Consider the following 16,848-nt stretch of genomic DNA (forward strand, 5'->3'; position numbering starts at 1 on the left):
CCTCCGGCCCACCCTGCGCGTTCCCGGGGGTCGGACGGGCACGCATACTCGGGGGGTGACCTCGTACGCGTTCCCCGGGAGCACGGCGCCGTCCCCGGCCGCCCCCTACGACGCCGTCGTGCTGGCCGGCGGGGCCGCGCGGCGGCTCGGCGGGGCGGACAAACCCGGGGTGCGGGTCGGCGGCCGGCAGCTGCTGGACCGGGTGCTCGCCGCCTGCGCCGACGCGCACGGCACCGTCGTCGTGGCCGACCCCCGGCCCACCGCCAGGCCCGTACGGTGGGCGCGCGAGGACCCGCCGGGCGGCGGCCCGCTCGCCGCGCTCGGTGCCGGGCTCGGCGGCACCACGGCCGAGCACGTCCTCGTACTCTCCGCCGACCTGCCGTTCCTCGCCGGAGCCACGGTGCGCGCGCTGCTCACCGCGCTGCGCGACACCGCCGCCGACGGAGCGGTGCTCACCGACGCCGAAGGACACGACCAGCCGCTCGTCGCCGCCTACCGGGCACCCGCGCTGCGCCGTGAGCTGGCGGCGCTCACCGCCGCGCACGGCGGCCTCGCCGGGCTGCCCGTGCGCCGGCTGACGGCAGCGCTCGACCTCACCCGCGTCCCCGACCCCGTCGCGTCCTTCGACTGCGACACCTGGGACGACATAGCAACCGCCAGGGCACGTATCAGGGAGCATGGCACCGTGCTGGATGAATGGATCTCCGCAGTCAAGGACGAACTGGGCCTCGATCTCGACGTCGACACCGGCGTCCTGCTCGACCTCGCCCGCGATGCCGCGCACGGCGTGGCCAGACCCGCCGCGCCGCTGACCACCTTCCTCGTCGGCTACGCGGCCGCCCGCGCCGGCGGTGGCCCGGAGGCCGTCGCCGAGGCCGCCCGCAAGGCCGCGGCCCTGGCGCTGCGCTGGGAGGAGGAGGGCGCTTCCGACGACACTCCCGACCGCACTCCCGACCAGGGCCCGGCCGCCGGATGACCCCCCGCGGCAGCCGGGGCAAGCCGGTCACCGAGGCCACCCCGGTCACCCGGGTGGGTGAGCCCGTCACGGACGACGAGGAGTTCGACGTCGAGGAGGCGCTCGCCCTCGTGAAGGAAGCCAACGGCCCCGCGTCCGCCCGGCCCCCGCACCCCGGGTTCTCCGGCCGCGCCGATCAGTCCGCACGGCCCGGTCACCCGGGTCGGTCCCGGCCAGCCGACGCCCACGACGACCGTCACCACCGGGCCACTCCCTGGCCCCAGGCCCGCGCCGCCGCGGCCCGTGCCGCGCGTCCCGCCCGCCCGGCCGCAGGCGCCCGCGTCCGCCGCGCCCCCGTCGGGGTGCCGCTCGACGACGCCCTCGGCCTGGTCCTGGCCGCCCCTCTCGCGGCCCTGACCGACCTCCCGTCCTTCGACACCTCCGCGATGGACGGCTGGGCGGTCGCGGGACCCGGCCCCTGGGAGGTGCGCGACCAGGGCGTGCTCGCCGGGCACGCGGAGCCCGGACCGCTCACCGACGGCGAGGCCGTCCGGATCGCCACCGGTGCCCGCGTCCCGCCCGACACCACCGCCGTCCTGCGCAGCGAGCACGGCCGCACCGACGACAAGGCACGGCTGCACGCCACCCGGGAGGTCGTGCCCGGTCAGGACATCCGCCCGCGCGGCCAGGAGTGCCGCAGCGGCGACCAACTGCTGCCGGTCGGCTCCCTCGTCACCCCCGCCGTCCTCGGCCTCGCCGCGGCCGCCGGGTACGACACCGTCACCGCCGTTCCGCGCCCGCGCGCGGAGGTCCTCGTCCTCGGAGACGAACTGCTCACCGGCGGCCTCCCGCACGACGGGCTGATCCGGGACGCGCTCGGCCCGATGCTGCCGCCCTGGCTGCGCGCGCTCGGCGCCGACGTCGTCGCGGTCCGCCGTCTGGGCGACGACGCCGAGGCACTCCACAAGGCGATCACCGGCTCCGACGCCGACCTGATCGTCACCACCGGCGGCACCGCGGCGGGACCGGTCGACCACGTCCACCCCACCCTGCGCCGGATCGGCGCGGAACTTCTGGTGGACGGGGTGAAGGTGCGCCCCGGCCACCCCATGCTGCTGGCCCGCGTCCAGGAGGACCAGCACCTCGTCGGCCTGCCCGGCAACCCGCTGGCCGCCGTCTCCGGTCTGCTCACCCTCGCCGAACCCCTGCTGCGCACCCTGGCCGCGCGTCCGGCCCCGGAGCCGTACGCGCTGCCACTGCGCGACCAGACGCACGGGCATCCGTACGACACCCGGCTCGTCCCCGTCGTGCTGCGCGGCGACCACGCCGTGCCGCTGCACTACAACGGCCCCGCCATGCTGCGCGGCATCGCCGCCGCGGACGCCCTCGCGGTCGTCCCGCCGGGCGGCGCCGGGGCCGGACAGCCGGCCGAGATCCTCGACCTGCCGTGGGCGGCCGGGGGAATCGGGGTGTGCCTGACCTGACGGACCGGACCTCGACCCCGGACACGTCCCGCTCCCCCCCCGTCCGGCGCACGTCCCGCCTCCCTCCGGCGCACAGACCGGACCTCGGCCCTGAGCCCTGGGCAGGAGCCGTCCCCGCCCAGCCCACAGCCCGGACCTCCGCCCCGGCGCCCCGGACACGTGCCGGACCTCCGTCCCGGACACGGACCGGACCTCCGCCCGGGTGGGAGCCGGTGCCCGTCCGGCCCGCAGGCCCGGCCTCCGTTCCGGGCGAGTACCGGACGTTCACCCTGGGCACACCGGTGAGCGGCGGCACGCGGGGTAGCGTCGCTGTCATGCATGCGATCACGATTCCCGAACCCGGCGGGCCCGAGGCACTGGTGTGGGCCGACGTCCCCGATCCGGTGCCCGGCGAGGGCGAGGTCCTGGTCGACGTGACGGCCGGTGCCGTCAACAGGGCCGACATCCTGCAGCGGCAGGGCTTCTACGATCCCCCGCCCGGCGCCTCCCCCTACCCAGGCCTGGAGTGTTCCGGGCGCATCGCCGCGCTCGGCCCCGGCGTCTCCGGCTGGGCCGTGGGCGACGAGGTGTGCGCGCTGCTCGCCGGCGGCGGCTACGCCGAGAAGGTCGCCGTCCCGGCCGGACAGCTGCTTCCCGTGCCCCAGGGGATCGCCCTCAGGGAGGCCGCGGCGCTGCCCGAGGTGGTGTGCACCGTCTGGTCCAACGTGTTCATGGTCGCCCAGCTGCGCCCCGGGGAGACGGTGCTCGTGCACGGCGGCTCCAGTGGTATCGGCACCATGGCGATCCAGCTGGCCAAGGCCGTCGGCGCCAGGGTCGCCGTCACCGCGGGCACCCCGGAGAAGCTTCGGCGCTGCGCAGAACTGGGCGCGGACATCCTGATCGACTACCGGGAGCAGGACTTCGTCGCCGAGCTCCTGGAGGCCACCGGCGGTGCGGGCGCCGACGTGATCCTGGACAACATGGGCGCCAAGTACCTGGGCCGCAACGTCCAGGCCCTCGCCGTCAACGGCCGCCTGGCGATCATCGGCATGCAGGGCGGTGCCAAGGGCGAGCTGAACATCGGCACGCTCCTCGCCAAGCGCGCCGCGATCAGCGCCACCTCGCTGCGGGCCCGGCCGCTCGGTGAGAAGGCGGCGATCGTGGCGGCGGTACGGGAGCATGTGTGGCCGCTGATCGAGGGCGGGCACGTCCGGCCGGTCGTCGACCGGGAGGTGCCGATGGACGACGCGGCCGGCGCGCACCGGATCGTCGAGGAGAGCGGGCACATCGGGAAGGTGCTCCTCGTCGTCCCCTGACGTCCACGTCCACGTCGACGCTCCCGGCCGCCGGGTCTCAGACCCGTCTGACCCGCAGTCCGATGAACGCCACTCCCAGGCCGAGCCCGATCAGGACGAGACCGCCGCCCAGCGGCAGGTTCCGCAACACGGGCTCGGCCGGTGCACCGGCGTGCACGACGGTGTGCGGTACGGCGTCGGCGGCGGGGGTGACAGCGGGGGCCGGGGTTCCGGTGCCGTCCTCGTCGCCCTGGCCGTCCCCGTCGGCGCCCTCCCCTTCTTCCTCGTCCGCCGCGGTGGCAGCCACCGTCGCGGTCACAGCCGTGGTCGGCGTCGGCGTCGTCGTCCCCGAATCCGTCTCCGCCGTCTCCGCCGTCTCCGTTGCCTCGTCGTCCCGCCGTCCCGGCCGCTCCCGCCCCACCCCGGCGAGACTCCCGGCCCGGGACGGCTCGCCCGACGCCCCGGCCGCCCCGGACGCAGACGCCCCGGCCGCCCCAGGTGCCGCACCTGAGGGCGCGGAGACGACGTAGGGCCCCGCGACGTGGTACGCCGACCCGGCACCGTACGACGGCGAGGCGCCGTACGACGCCGTGGCCCGGCCCGCGGGCACCGCGTCCGGACCGCCGTGAGCCGAGCCGCCGTGGGCCGCCGCTCCCGTCCCGCCCGACGCCACCGTCGCCAGCAGCCCCGCCGTACTCATCGCGCGCATCATCCACACCGTCACGCCCCCACCCTCCCCCCGTCCGCTGAAGCGGGCATTCCGGACTCGGCCGGGCGAGCTGCCCCCACCGCCGGAAGTTGTCCGCAAACTTGTCCGCCCGGAACGGCCGATCACCTTTCGCCGGGGGCGGCACGGTGATGAGGTGGAGGGGTGCGAGAGAATGGCGGCATGGAGATGCCGAGGAACGAAAGGTCGCCGGAGAACCCCCAGATCCTGGTCGTCGGCGAGGACGGGATGGCGCTCGGCGGCAGCGGAGACGAGGACTCCCGCGAGACCCCGGTGACGGAGATGGTCGAGCAGCCCGCGAAGGTCATGCGCATCGGCAGCATGATCAAGCAGCTGCTCGAAGAGGTCCGCGCCGCTCCCCTGGACGAGGCGAGCCGTGCCCGGCTGAAGGAGATCCACGCCAGTTCCGTCAAGGAGCTGGAGGACGGCCTGGCGCCGGAGCTGGTGGAGGAACTGGAGCGGCTCTCCCTGCCCTTCGCGGACGAGACGACTCCGAGCGACGCGGAACTGCGGATCGCGCAGGCCCAGCTGGTGGGCTGGCTGGAGGGCCTCTTCCACGGGATCCAGACGACGCTGTTCGCCCAGCAGATGGCGGCGCGTGCCCAGCTGGAGCAGATGAGGCGTGCGCTTCCGCCGGGCGTGGGCCATGAGGAGGGCGAGCAGCAGCGCGCGGGCGGCCGCGCGGGCGGACCGTACCTCTGAAGGCGCCCGGAACCTCTGGAGACACCCGGAACCTCAAAGGCTCCGGGAACCTCCGGATCCACCCGGTTCCGGAGCCGTGTCTCCGGAGCCCCCGTCCACCGCAGGGCCCGGCAGCAGCTGCCGGGCCCTCATTCACACCGCGCCCGCCTCAGGCCGTTCTTGCCTCGGGCCTCTCGGACCTCTCGGACCTCTCGGGCCTCAGGCCGGATTGCCGGTCGAGATGTCGAACTGGAAGGTCGGCGGGTTCTTCGGGTCGAAGTCCGTGCCCGCCTCCGGGAACTGCTTCATCACGGTGTCCTGGCCGTAGGTGTTCTCGTCCACCGGGTTCTTCTTGTAGTTCCAGCCGGCGGCCTTGAGACAGACGAGGACCGACGACCAGTTCTTGAACCCGAAGTCCGGCGCCTGGACTTTGGCAGGGTCGTTGTACGACTCCTGCGGCTCGGAGCACTTGGTCTTGTCGATCTTCTTGCTGGTGTCGGGCCCCCGGTGGCCCGCGACGGCGGACACCGACGCCGTCGACGACGCGGTCGAGTCGCCGCCCTGCGCGTTGCTGCCGCTGTCCCCGGTGTTCATGATCAGGGCGACGATCAGGCCGGTCACCGCGACGAGGGCGACGGCGATCGAGCCGATGACCACCGGCCGGTTGCCGCGGCCGCCACCGCCCTGGGGGGAGGAGGACACGGTCTGCGGGCTGATCGTGTACGGGGGCGGTGTCGGGGCACCCTGCTGCGGCCCGTAGCCGACGTGGGGCGGGGTCTGCGCGTAGCCACCCTGCTGCGGATAGCCGTAAGCGGCGGACTGCGCCTGCGCCTGGTGCTGGTGCTGCGGGGCGGGTGTGCCGTACGGGCCGGGTGCCGGCTGGTACGGCGTCTGCACCGGGCCCGCCGGTGGCGCCGCGGACTGGTCGACCGGCGGGAACACGGCGGAGGCGACGCCCGCGCCGTTGGAGGTCCGGGCACCGGGCACGATGTTCGGCGGGGCCGCCTGGACGGAGGCGGCGACGCGCAGGCACTCGTCGCGCATGGCCTCGGCGGTGGGGAAACGCTCGTTGGGGTTCTTCTTCAGCGCGCGGGCGACCAGCGCGTCCACCGCCGGGGGGAGGGAGCGGTTGACGGAGGACGGCGCGACCGGCTCCTCCTGCACATGTGCGTAGGCGATCGCCAGCGGCGAGTCGGCCTCGAACGGCAGCCGCCCGGTGACCAGCTGGAACAGCATGATGCCGACCGAGTAGAGGTCGGAGCGCGCATCGACGCCGCGGCCCAGGGCCTGCTCCGGGGAGAGGTACTGCGGAGTGCCGACGACCATGCCGGTCTGGGTCATCGAGGTCACGCCGGACTGCATCGCGCGCGCGATGCCGAAGTCCATCACCTTGACGACACCGCGCTTGGTCACCATGACGTTGCCCGGCTTGATGTCGCGGTGGACCAGCCCCATCTCGTGGCTGATCTCCAGGGCGGCCAGCACGTCCGCGGTGATCTTCAGCGCCTTGCCGGCGGGCATCGCGCCCTGCTGCCGTATGTCCTCCTCGAGCACCGAGCCGAGCGGGCGGCCCTCGACGTACTCCATGACGATGTACGGCGTGGGCATCCCGCCGCCCGCGGCGGAGCCGTCGACCGGCAGCGTGTCCTCGCCGGTGTCGAAGACGGAGACGATGTTCGTGTGCGTGAGCTTCGCCACTGCCTGGGCCTCGCGGCGGAAGCGTTCCCGGAACGCCGGTTCGCGGCCCAGGTCGGTGTGCAGGGTCTTGATGGCGACCTGGCGGTCGAGCACGGAGTCGTAGGCGAGGTGGACCGAGGCCATGCCGCCTTCGCCGAGCAGGTCGCGCAGTTGGTAGCGGCCCCCGGCGAGAGCCTGCCCCGCGTACCGGCCCTGTGAGCCGTCCGTGCTCATCTTCCGTGCCCCCCATGGGCCGCCTGTGAGGCGTCGCCGTTGATCGAATGTGTCATTCCCGGCCAAGTCTGCCCCAGGGCAGTGACACGTCAAGCGCGGTGCCCGTTCCGTGACCGTAAGCGAAAGAAGCGTCGCGCAAGAGTTACAGCGGTCATACGCGCGGTACACAGAATTTGCACGACGGCCCGTGGTACGGATTTGATGACCGGCCTGGATCGGTTCCCTCACGGTGCCCGTCCGGGTCCGGAGCCGTGCGCCGAGGCTGTAGCGTGGCCGACTGAGACCGTGACAACACCGCGCGCATCGCGGGCAGAAACGACGGCGAGGACTGATGGCACAGACGCAGCGCGCCCAGGGCCCGTCCGACCCCGAGGCGTCCGGCGGCGGTATGTCAGACGCGCCGGAGAACTGGGGCAACGGCGGCCTGGTCGGCGACGGCCGGTACCGGCTGACCGGCAGGCTCGGCCGGGGCGGTATGGCGGAGGTGTTCGCCGCCGAGGACGTGCGCCTCGGCCGGACGGTGGCGGTGAAGTTGCTGCGCGCCGACCTCGCCGAGGACCCGACGTCCAAGGCCCGCTTCACCCGTGAGGCACAGTCGGTGGCCGGCCTCAACCACCATGCCATCGTCGCCGTGTACGACTCCGGCGAGGACGTCGTCGGCGGTCAGTCGGTGCCGTACATCGTCATGGAGCTGGTCGAGGGCCGCACCATCCGCGATCTGCTCCTCAACGCCGAGGCGCCCGGGCCCGAGCAGGCCCTGATCATCGTGTCGGGCGTCCTGGAGGCGCTGGCCTACTCGCACCAGCACGGCATCGTGCACCGCGACATCAAGCCCGCCAACGTGATCATCACCCACAACGGTGCCGTCAAGGTGATGGACTTCGGCATCGCCCGCGCGCTGCACGGCGCGTCCACGACGATGACACAGACCGGCATGGTGATGGGCACGCCCCAGTACCTGTCGCCGGAACAGGCGCTCGGCAAGGCCGTCGACTACCGCTCCGACCTGTACGCCACGGGCTGCCTGCTGTACGAACTGCTGTCGCTGCGGCCCCCGTTCATCGGGGAGACCCCGCTGTCGGTGGTGTACCAGCATGTGCAGGACATCGCGGTGCCGCCGTCGCGGATCCCGGGCGGGGAGTGCCCGCCGGAACTCGACGGGCTCGTCATGCGTTCCCTCGCCAAGGAGCCGGACGACCGGTTCCAGACGGCCGAGGAGATGCGGGGCCTGGTCCAGTACGCCCTGCAGATGCTGTACGACCAGGGCGGCCACACCGGCACCTGGAACACCGGTCCGGTCGACATGCACGAGGGCCGGCACACCCCGCCCGGCGGTTTCGCGGGGACGACGGCGATGGCGCACCCCGGCACCCCGCACTCGGGCACCACGCAGATCCCGCAGCCGATCCTGCCCACCGGCTACGGCAGCGGGGACGACGGTGGTTTCGAGGGACACGGCAACCAGGGCAGCGGGCGCGGCAAGCTGTGGGTGCTCGCCGTGTTCGCGGTGATCGCGATCGCGGCGGGCGTGGCGCTGGCGCTGAACAACACGGGCAACGGCACGGGCGGTTCGGGTACCTCGCAGTCGCCCACGACCAGTCCGACGGCCAAGGACAAGCAGAGCAGCGAGTCGCCGACCGACGAGGCGACCGAAACGACCACGGACGACTCGTCCGGTGACAACAGCGGTTCGGGCTCGGGGTCGTACTACTCGCCGTCGGCCACCCCGACGTGGACGCAGACCCAGAACGACACCGGCGGCCAGCCGAGCAGCGAGCCGACGCAGAAGGACCCGACGACCAGCGCGCCGCCGGCGGAGCCGTCCCAGACGCAGACCCAGTCGTCCTCGGACCCGACCGGCGGCACGGACGGCGGCGCCGGTGGCGGCGGCAGCACGGCGGGCGGCGGTTGAAGTTCCGGCCCTCCCGGGTCTGATCCGAGTCCCTGAAGCGCGGGCCGGGTGACGTACGGTCACCCGGCCCGCGCTTCGGCCGTTCCGGCGACGCTCTCTTCACCCGTCCCTGTTCACCCGCTCCCCTGTTCATCCGCTCACCCCGTGAACGCCTCCGCCACGGCGTCGTACTCCCGTGTCCACCACACGACGAGTGCCGAGGCGGCCGGGAACTGCGGGTCGGCGCGCGTGTCGCCGCGCTCGTAGCGCCAGCGCAGCATCCAGAAGTCGTTCAGCCGCTCCCACCACACCCGGTGCGCGGCCGCCGCCAGCTCCGTCGACGTGACCTGGGCAGCACGCCGGTACGCGCGCGCGTAGGCGCGCACTTTCGGCAGATCGAGGGTGCCGGCGGGACGGAGGAAGAAGATCGCGGCGGCGCGAACGGCCTCCTCGGCGCGGGGCTGGACGCCCAGGCGGTCCCAGTCGATGATCGCCGCCGGCGCGGCGCCCCGGTAGAGCAGGTTGAACGGGTGGAAGTCGCCGTGCACCCAGCCCACCGGGCCGCCCGGCGGCGGACGGCGGTCCGTGTGCCGCTCGAGCAGGCCGCGCCGCTCGACCAGCCGGTGGCGGGCCAGCTCGTCGAAGGCGTCGGGCGGGGTACGGCGGTGGACACGGCCGAGGAGGTCGTCGATGAGGGCGAAGGTGTCGGTGGGGTCGGCGCTCTCCACCGGGTGCGGGCCGGTCGCCGGGCGGGTGCGGTTCTTCGGCGGCATCACATGGTCCAGCGCCGCGTGCACGGCGCCCAGCAGCGCGCCCAGCCGGGTGCACTGGCCCCGGGTGAGCTGGCCGCCGTGCCGGTGGCGTCCCTCGACCCAGGGGTACAGGGCGTAGGCGTGGCCGCCGACGACGGCGACCGTCCGCCCGTCCCGGCCGGGCAGCGGGGGCGCCACGGGGACGCCGAGATCGGCCAGCCGCTGGGTGGCGCGGTGCCGGCGCTCGATGGCGGCGGGGTCGGCGGTGTCGGGGTCGAAGTGGTGCTTGAGGAAGTAACGGCCGCGGGTGGTGCGCAGCCGGTAGCCGCGGTTGAGCAGACCCTGCTCGACGGGTTGGCAGGCGAGGGCGGAACCGGCGGAGAACTGGCGGAGCAGGGCGCCCAGAGGGGGCGCGCAAGGCATAAGGGTTGGTACGGCAGAGCGTGGCACGCGCCAGATGCTAGGGCACGAGCCGGGCCTGTGAGCTGGGACTTGTTACGTAACGTCGCAATCGATTACACTGTGTGCGGGCTTGTGTGAGCTGTCAGGTGTCACTGCGCTCACTGCCGGAGGATCACCGTGATCGGCGCGAGGGCCGGTCGACCCGCGGTCGGTGCCGGGAGTCCGCGGGTGACTTGTGGCCGGCTGTGGCGGGGCTGTGGTGACGGCTGTGGCAGAGGTGCAGGGACGGGAGCACTGACGGGTCCGCCCCGGATGGCGGAATGTGTGCTGCTTCCGGAGTCTTCCCGTGCGCGAGGTGGGCGGGATACGGTGCGGTTGCTCCGGCCTCCGCAGGGCTGTGACCTGGGCGCTTTCGCTACCGGCGGATTTACTTGGAAATCCAAGCAAAAACGCAGGTCAGAGGGGGTTTCACAGAAATGTGGCGCACTGGGTAACGTGAGGCTTGCAGGGTGCTCGCCGGGGCACCTGTCACGCCTGTTCCCGGCCGATGGCACCCACCCCGTGCACGGTGGTCGGTACAGGCGAGCCGCACTGGCTTCACCGGCAACCCCGGGGGCCGGACCGACGGAGGAGCACACGTGACCGTGGAGAGCACTGCCGCGCGCACATCGCGACGCAGCGCCGGAAGCAAGGCCGGCACCACCGGCCCCAAGCGCACGCCCCGAGCGACCGCCAAGCGGGCGGGTGAACCGGAGCTCGTACAGCTCCTGACGCCGGAGGGCAAGCGCGTCAAGAACGCCGAGTACGACAAGTACATCGACGCCATCACGCCCGGGGAACTGCGCGGTCTGTACCGCGACATGGTCCTCACCCGCCGCTTCGACGCCGAGGCCACCGCCTTGCAGCGCCAGGGCGAGCTGGGCCTGTGGGCGTCGCTGCTCGGCCAGGAGGCCGCCCAGATCGGCTCCGGGCGCGCACTGCGCGACGACGACTACGTCTTCCCCACCTACCGCGAGCACGGCGTCGCCTGGTGCCGCGGAGTGGACCCGACCAACCTGCTCGGCATGTTCCGCGGCGTCAACCACGGCGGCTGGGACCCGAACAGCAACAACTTCCACCTGTACACGATCGTCATCGGCTCCCAGACGCTGCACGCCACCGGCTATGCGATGGGCGTCGCCATGGACGGCGCGGACAGCGCGGTGATCGCGTACTTCGGCGACGGCGCCTCCAGCCAGGGCGACGTCGCGGAGTCCTTCACGTTCTCCGCGGTCTACAACGCGCCGGTGGTGTTCTTCTGCCAGAACAACCAGTGGGCGATCTCCGAGCCGACCGAGAAGCAGACCCGGGTGCCGCTGTACCAGCGCGCGCAGGGCTTCGGCTTCCCGGGCGTCCGGGTCGACGGCAACGACGTCCTGGCGTCCCTCGCGGTCACCAAGTGGGCGCTGGAGCGGGCCCGCAGCGGTGAGGGCCCGACGCTCGTCGAGGCGTACACCTACCGTATGGGCGCCCACACCACCTCCGACGACCCCAGCCGTTACCGGGGCGACGAGGAGCGGCAGGCGTGGGAGGCCAAGGACCCGATCCTGCGGCTGCGCCGGTACCTGGAGGCCGGAAACCACACGGACGAGGGATTCTTCGCGGAACTCGAGGCCGAGAGCGAGGCGTTGGGCAGGCGAGTGCGTGAGGTGGTGCGTGCGATGCCGGACCCGGACCGCTTCGCCATCTTCGAGAACGTGTACGCGGACGGGCACGCGCTCGTCGACGAGGAGCGCGCCCGGTTCGCCGCCTACCAGGCGTCGTTCGCGGATGCCGAGGAGGTCTGACATGGCGGCGCAGAAGATGCCCATGGCCAAGGCGATCAACCAGTCGCTGCGGCGCGCCCTGGAGACCGACCCCAAGGTCATCGTGATGGGCGAGGACGTCGGCAGGCTCGGCGGCGTGTTCCGGGTGACGGACGGTCTGCACAAGGACTTCGGCGAGGGCCGTGTCATCGACACCCCGCTCGCGGAGTCCGGCATCGTCGGCACCGCGATCGGCCTGGCCCTGCGCGGCTACCGGCCCGTCGTGGAGATCCAGTTCGACGGTTTCGTCTTCCCGGCCTACGACCAGATCGTCACCCAGCTCGCGAAGATGCACGCGCGTGCCCTCGGCAAGATCAAACTGCCCGTCGTCATCCGTATCCCCTACGGCGGCGGCATCGGCGCGGTGGAGCACCACTCGGAGTCCCCCGAGACGCTGTTCGCACACGTGGCGGGCCTGAAGGTGGTCAGCCCGTCGGACGCGTCGGACGCGTACTGGATGATGCAGCAGGCCATCCAGAGCGACGACCCGGTGATCTTCTTCGAGCCGAAGCGGCGCTACTGGGACAAGGCCGAGGTCAACACCGAGGCCATCCCCGGCCCGCTGCACAAGGCGCGGACGGTGCGCGAGGGCACCGACCTCACCCTGGTCGCCTACGGCCCGTCGGTGAAGCTGTGCCAGGAGGTCGCCGACGCGGCCGCCGAGGAGGGCAGGTCCCTGGAGGTCCTGGACCTGCGCTCGGTCTCCCCGCTCGACTTCGACGCGATCCAGACCTCCGTGGAGAAGACCCGCCGGCTGGTCGTCGTCCACGAGGCGCCGGTGTTCTTCGGCTCGGGCGCGGAGATCGCGGCCCGGATCACGGAACGCTGCTTCTACCACCTGGAGGCCCCGGTGCTGAGGGTCGGCGGCTATCACGCCCCGTACCCGCCGGCGCGCCTGGAGGAGGAGTACCTGCCGGGTCTGGACCGGGTGCTCGACGCCGTCGACCGCGCCCTGGCGTACTGAGGAGAGGGTCGTGACGACGATGACCGAAGGGTCCGTGCGCGAGTTCCGGATGCCCGACGTGGGCGAGGGACTCACCGAGGCCGAGATCCTCAAGTGGTACGTGCAGCCCGGCGACACCGTGACGGACGGCCAGGTGGTGTGCGAGGTCGAGACGGCCAAGGCGGCGGTGGAACTGCCCATCCCGTACGACGGCGTGGTCCGCGACCTGCACTTCCCCGAGGGCACCACGGTGGACGTGGGCACGCCGATCATCGCGGTCGACGTGACCGGCACAGCCGCGGCCCCCGCGCAGCCGCAGGCGGCGGCCGAGCCGTCTCCCGGACCGGCGCCGGCGCCGGCGGCACCGGCGGCGGAGGCCCCCGGCGCGGGCTCGGGTGCGGTCTCGGGCCGCCAGCCGGTGCTGGTCGGCTACGGCGTGGCCGCGAGCTCGACCAAGCGCCGCCCGCGCAAGGCCGCGGAGCCGGCGGCGGTCCAGGCGGGCCCGGTCACCCCGGTGACCCCTGCGCCCCCGGTGCCGCAGCCGCAGCCGCAGCCCGAGCTGAACGGCCGCGCGACGCCTCCGGCTCCCACCGTGCCCGCCCCACCCGCCCCACCCGCCCCGCCCACCGCCACCCCCGCCGAGCCGCGCACGCGCCCCCTGGCGAAGCCCCCGGTGCGCAAGCTGGCCAAGGACCTCGGCGTGGACCTCGCCACGGTGGTCCCGTCGGGCCCGGACGGCATCATCACCCGCGAGGACGTCCACGCGGCGGTGACGCCCACCGCGCAGCCGGTGGAGCCGGTTCCGGCCCCCGCACCGACGGCCCCCGCACCGACGGCCCCCGCACCGACGGCCCCCGCACCGACGGCCGCCGCCCCGGTCACCGCGGCCTTCGCGCCCCCGGCCGGGTTCGACGCGGCGCGCGAGACCCGTGTCCCGGTCAAGGGCGTCCGCAAGGCGACGGCCGCGGCGGTGTCCGGCTCGGCCTTCACCGCGCCGCATGTCACGGAGTTCGTGACGGTCGACGTCACGCGCACCATGAAGCTGGTCGCGGAACTGAAGCAGGACAAGGACATGCAGGGACTGCGGGTCACCCCGCTCCTGCTCATCGCCAAGGCCCTGCTGGTCGCCCTCCGCCGCAACCCGGAGATCAACGCGTCCTGGGACGAGGCGAACCAGGAGATCGTGCTCAAGCACTACGTCAACCTGGGCATCGCGGCGGCCACCCCCAGGGGGCTGATCGTCCCGAACATCAAGGACGCGCACGCCAGGACGCTGCCGGAGCTGGCCGAAGCGCTGGGCGACCTGGTGACGACGGCGAAGGAGGGCCGGACGTCACCGGCGGCGATGCAGGGCGGCACGGTGACCATCACCAACGTCGGCGTCTTCGGCATCGACACGGGTACGCCCATCCTCAACTCCGGTGAGGCCGCGATCCTCGCGGTCGGCGCGATCAAGCTCCAGCCGTGGGTCCACAAGGGCAAGGTGAAGCCCCGCCAGGTCACCACCCTGGCCCTGAGCTTCGACCACCGCCTGGTCGACGGTGAACTGGGCTCGAAGGTCCTCGCCGACATCGCGGCGGTCCTGGAGCACCCGAGGCGGCTGATCACCTGGGCATGAGGCCCTGAGATCCGCTAACCTCACACCCTCGGAGGGGACGGCCGCATCTACGGTTTGCGACCGCCCCCTCCGTCTTCTCCGGCGCGTCCCGCCGGTACTCAGCCGCCGTTGAGCACGTACACCGGCGCCCCGTTCTCCGCCGCGCCCCGGGTGCGGATACAGGCGTGCCTGCTGAGCATGCGCAGGGACTCGTTGACCCGCCGCACCGTCAGCCCCGTACGGGCGGCGATCGATTCGAGCGGCTCCCGCAGCTCACCCCGTTCGACGAGCACGGGTGCGATCACCACGGCCACCGTCCACACGTCCTGCGTCACGGACAGCCGCTGCCGCCAGTCGGCCAGCACGGATTCCGTGGTGGCCTCACCGGAGGGCGGACCGGCGGGCACGAGCCGCTCGATCCCCAGCACGTCGAGCCGGTCCGCGATACGTCCCATGGCCTCGGCGATGGCTTCCTGAGCGGTGAGCGCGGCCTGCTGGGCGGTCAGCATCTCCTTTTGCAGGGACAGCGATTCGCGCTGTGCGACAGCAAGCTCCTGATCGATCTGGAGGTTGTGCGCCTCCAGCCGCACGATGGCCTCGGCGACCTGGTCCGGCATGGCGTAGGCGATGGGGGCCCCGGGCCCGGCGGGCTGTACCTCGGCCTCCTCCAGGCTGTAGACGCCGTCCCGCTGGACGGTCTCGATCACCTCGGCGACCCACTGCTTGAAGGGTGCGCAAGCGGGCTTCGTGCAGGCGTTGACGAGGAGGATCAGCCCTTGGAGATCGATGAGCTGCAAGTCTCGACGCCACTCCCGACCTGCGGGAATGCTGAGACTGTGACTTCCGGTCACAGTCTCAAGACTCTCTCGGTGCTTCTCCGGGACATGATCGACGAGTGCCTTCCGGGTTGTGGTGTATCCCAGTCGCCTGCACACGTCCGCCGCCGGGAACCAGTGGCTCCCGTCCGGCATGGTCAGCCTCCGTACGCGGTCTCCGGTCGCCGCGTAGACGAAGTCGCTGACGTCGATGGCCTCGTACCGCTCGACGGAATCGGGCCGTTTGCTGGGTTCGTTCATCTGAACCACCTCCGCCGCGGAACGTAGAACGGCGGAAATCGAATACGCCAGCTGACGTAGCAATGTTCACGATTGTGAGGGAAGAACACCGAAAACGCTGGACCGGACGTCCCGCATGTGCAGCATGGGCGGGCGATACGGCGGAGGGCCCGCCGCTGAGTGACAGCGGCGGGCCCTCCGTGCCGAGGCCGGCGGATCAGCCGAGCTTGGCGAAGCCGTAGTTCAGGAGCTTCTTCGCGTCCGTCTCGCGCTGGGTCACGGAGGTGGAGGAGAGGACCGTGCCGATGACCGTCTTGCCGTTGCGGGTCGCGGCGAAGACCAGGCAGTACCCGGCCTCCGGGCCGGAGCCCGTCTTCACGCCGATCGTGCCGCTGTAGTTGCTGAGGAGCGTGTTCGTGTTCGTCCACGGCGACATCGTGCGGGTGCTGCCCGTCTTGGTGACGGTCTTCGCCGTGTAGGACTTGGTCTTGACGACCGTGCGGAACGTGGAGTTCTTCATCGCGCTGCTGGCGATCTTCGTCAGGTCGCGCGGCGTCGAGTAGTTGGTGCCGTTGCCGATGCCGTCGAACGAGTCGAAGTGCGTGTGCGTCAGGCCCAGCTTCGTCGCGGCGGTGTTCATCTTGCCGATGAAGGACTTCACGCGCGTGGACACGGACGTGCCGGTGCCGTACTTGTCGGCGAGCGCGTAGGCGGCGTCGCAGCCGGACGGCAGCATCAGCCCGTACAGCAGCTGGCGGACGGTGACCTTGTCGCCGACGATCAGGTGGGCCTGGGAGGCGTTGTTGGCGACGACGTAGTCGCTGTAGACCTTCTTGATGGTGACCTTGGCGTCGAGGTTCAGGTTCGACTGCGCGAGGACGACCTTCGCGGTCATGATCTTCGTGGTGGAGCCCGTCGAACGCTTGGTGTCCGCCGCCTTGGTGTACAGCGACGAGCCGTTGGCGTTGTTCATGACGTAGCCGCCCTTGGCCACGATCGAGGGCGTGGTGACGGCCTGCGCGGGCGCCGCGGTGAGGGCTCCGGTGGCGAGCATGGCGCCGGAGGTGACGGCGACGGCGACGGCTCGGCGAAGTCGGATGCCCTTAATGCCGTTTATCAAGAGAATAACCCCGAATACGTTGAATGCCCCTGTGATGCGGCCGAGTTGAACCTGGAGTGCATGGAGCCGCATGTGTGTGACACGTAGGTAGCACAGATGGTTGTGCGTCCGCTGGGAGAAGTCGCCCGATCGGGGCTCCGGGGTTCCCATGGCGCGACGGAACGTCCCGTTCGGGTGAATCGAGCCCACATGCTGGACGCCGGAGCGCATGC

Annotated in this window: 13 protein-coding genes; 8 read left to right on the forward strand and 5 right to left on the reverse strand. The window is 72.3% G+C overall.

Annotated elements, in window-relative coordinates; all coding sequences use genetic code 11:
* The first annotated feature begins 55 nt into the window (after positions 1-55).
* The 3 genes from ABZ862_RS06970 to ABZ862_RS06980 all read left to right on the forward strand — a co-directional run bounded on the left by ABZ862_RS06970 (position 56) and on the right by ABZ862_RS06980 (position 3,734).
* On the forward strand, positions 56-976 hold the full coding sequence (locus ABZ862_RS06970; protein WP_360953529.1) for an NTP transferase domain-containing protein: 921 nt from the start codon (positions 56-58) through the stop codon (positions 974-976).
* A complete protein-coding gene (locus ABZ862_RS06975) occupies positions 973-2,439 on the forward strand; it encodes a molybdopterin molybdotransferase MoeA (RefSeq protein ID WP_360953532.1) in 1,467 nt (488 codons plus the stop codon). Before ABZ862_RS06970 ends, ABZ862_RS06975 begins: the two co-directional genes overlap by 4 nt.
* Positions 2,440-2,753: 314 nt before the next feature.
* Positions 2,754-3,734 carry an NAD(P)H-quinone oxidoreductase gene (locus ABZ862_RS06980; protein ID WP_360953535.1) on the forward strand — a complete coding sequence of 327 codons (981 nt, stop codon included), beginning with the start codon at positions 2,754-2,756 and terminating at the stop codon, positions 3,732-3,734.
* 37 nt (positions 3,735-3,771) lie between these two features.
* Here ABZ862_RS06980 and ABZ862_RS06985 read toward each other — a convergent pair whose 3' ends face one another.
* Entirely contained in the window at positions 3,772-4,437 is a 666-nt protein-coding gene (locus ABZ862_RS06985) for a hypothetical protein (RefSeq protein WP_360953538.1), read from the reverse strand.
* A gap of 165 nt (positions 4,438-4,602) precedes the next feature.
* On the opposite strand from ABZ862_RS06985, the gene ABZ862_RS06990 reads away from it, so the two are divergent.
* A complete protein-coding gene (locus ABZ862_RS06990) occupies positions 4,603-5,142 on the forward strand; it encodes a bacterial proteasome activator family protein (protein WP_360953541.1) in 540 nt (179 codons plus the stop codon).
* 198 nt (positions 5,143-5,340) lie between these two features.
* On the opposite strand, the gene ABZ862_RS06995 is transcribed toward ABZ862_RS06990, so the two are convergent.
* Positions 5,341-7,032, reverse strand: coding sequence for a protein kinase (locus tag ABZ862_RS06995; RefSeq protein ID WP_360953544.1), 1,692 nt, complete (start codon positions 7,030-7,032; stop codon positions 5,341-5,343).
* A gap of 331 nt (positions 7,033-7,363) precedes the next feature.
* Here ABZ862_RS06995 and ABZ862_RS07000 point away from each other — a divergent pair, with 331 nt between their 5' ends.
* Positions 7,364-8,944 carry a protein kinase gene (locus tag ABZ862_RS07000; protein WP_360953547.1) on the forward strand — a complete coding sequence of 527 codons (1,581 nt, stop codon included), beginning with the start codon at positions 7,364-7,366 and terminating at the stop codon, positions 8,942-8,944.
* A gap of 137 nt (positions 8,945-9,081) precedes the next feature.
* Here the strand turns inward: ABZ862_RS07000 and ABZ862_RS07005 are convergent, their stop codons facing one another.
* Positions 9,082-10,098 (reverse strand): phosphotransferase, encoded by a 1,017-nt coding sequence (locus ABZ862_RS07005; RefSeq protein ID WP_360953550.1) that lies wholly within the window; start codon positions 10,096-10,098, stop codon positions 9,082-9,084.
* A 617-nt stretch (positions 10,099-10,715) separates the two neighbouring features.
* On the opposite strand from ABZ862_RS07005, the gene pdhA reads away from it, so the two are divergent.
* From pdhA to ABZ862_RS07020, 3 genes are read left to right on the forward strand one after another with little or no spacing between them, the layout of a single operon-like run.
* Positions 10,716-11,903: a pyruvate dehydrogenase (acetyl-transferring) E1 component subunit alpha gene (gene pdhA / locus ABZ862_RS07010; RefSeq protein WP_360953553.1), complete on the forward strand. Its 1,188-nt coding sequence runs from the start codon at positions 10,716-10,718 to the stop codon at positions 11,901-11,903.
* A gap of 1 nt (position 11,904) precedes the next feature.
* Positions 11,905-12,885, forward strand: a complete 981-nt coding sequence (locus ABZ862_RS07015; protein WP_360953556.1) for an alpha-ketoacid dehydrogenase subunit beta — start codon at positions 11,905-11,907, stop codon at positions 12,883-12,885.
* A gap of 10 nt (positions 12,886-12,895) precedes the next feature.
* Complete coding sequence (locus ABZ862_RS07020) at positions 12,896-14,482, forward strand: dihydrolipoamide acetyltransferase family protein (RefSeq protein WP_360953559.1); 1,587 nt, start codon at positions 12,896-12,898, stop codon at positions 14,480-14,482.
* Positions 14,483-14,580: 98 nt separating this feature from the next.
* On the opposite strand, the gene ABZ862_RS07025 is transcribed toward ABZ862_RS07020, so the two are convergent.
* Positions 14,581-15,537, reverse strand: coding sequence for a Bro-N domain-containing protein (locus ABZ862_RS07025; RefSeq protein ID WP_360953561.1), 957 nt, complete (start codon positions 15,535-15,537; stop codon positions 14,581-14,583).
* Positions 15,538-15,733: 196 nt separating this feature from the next.
* Positions 15,734-16,636 (reverse strand): D-alanyl-D-alanine carboxypeptidase, encoded by a 903-nt coding sequence (locus tag ABZ862_RS07030; RefSeq protein ID WP_360953564.1) that lies wholly within the window; start codon positions 16,634-16,636, stop codon positions 15,734-15,736.
* Between the last annotated feature and the right edge of the window lie 212 nt (positions 16,637-16,848).

Source organism: Streptomyces sp. NPDC047000 (assembly GCF_040644295.1).
In the GTDB taxonomy this organism is placed as follows: Bacteria; Actinomycetota; Actinomycetes; order Streptomycetales; family Streptomycetaceae; genus Streptomyces.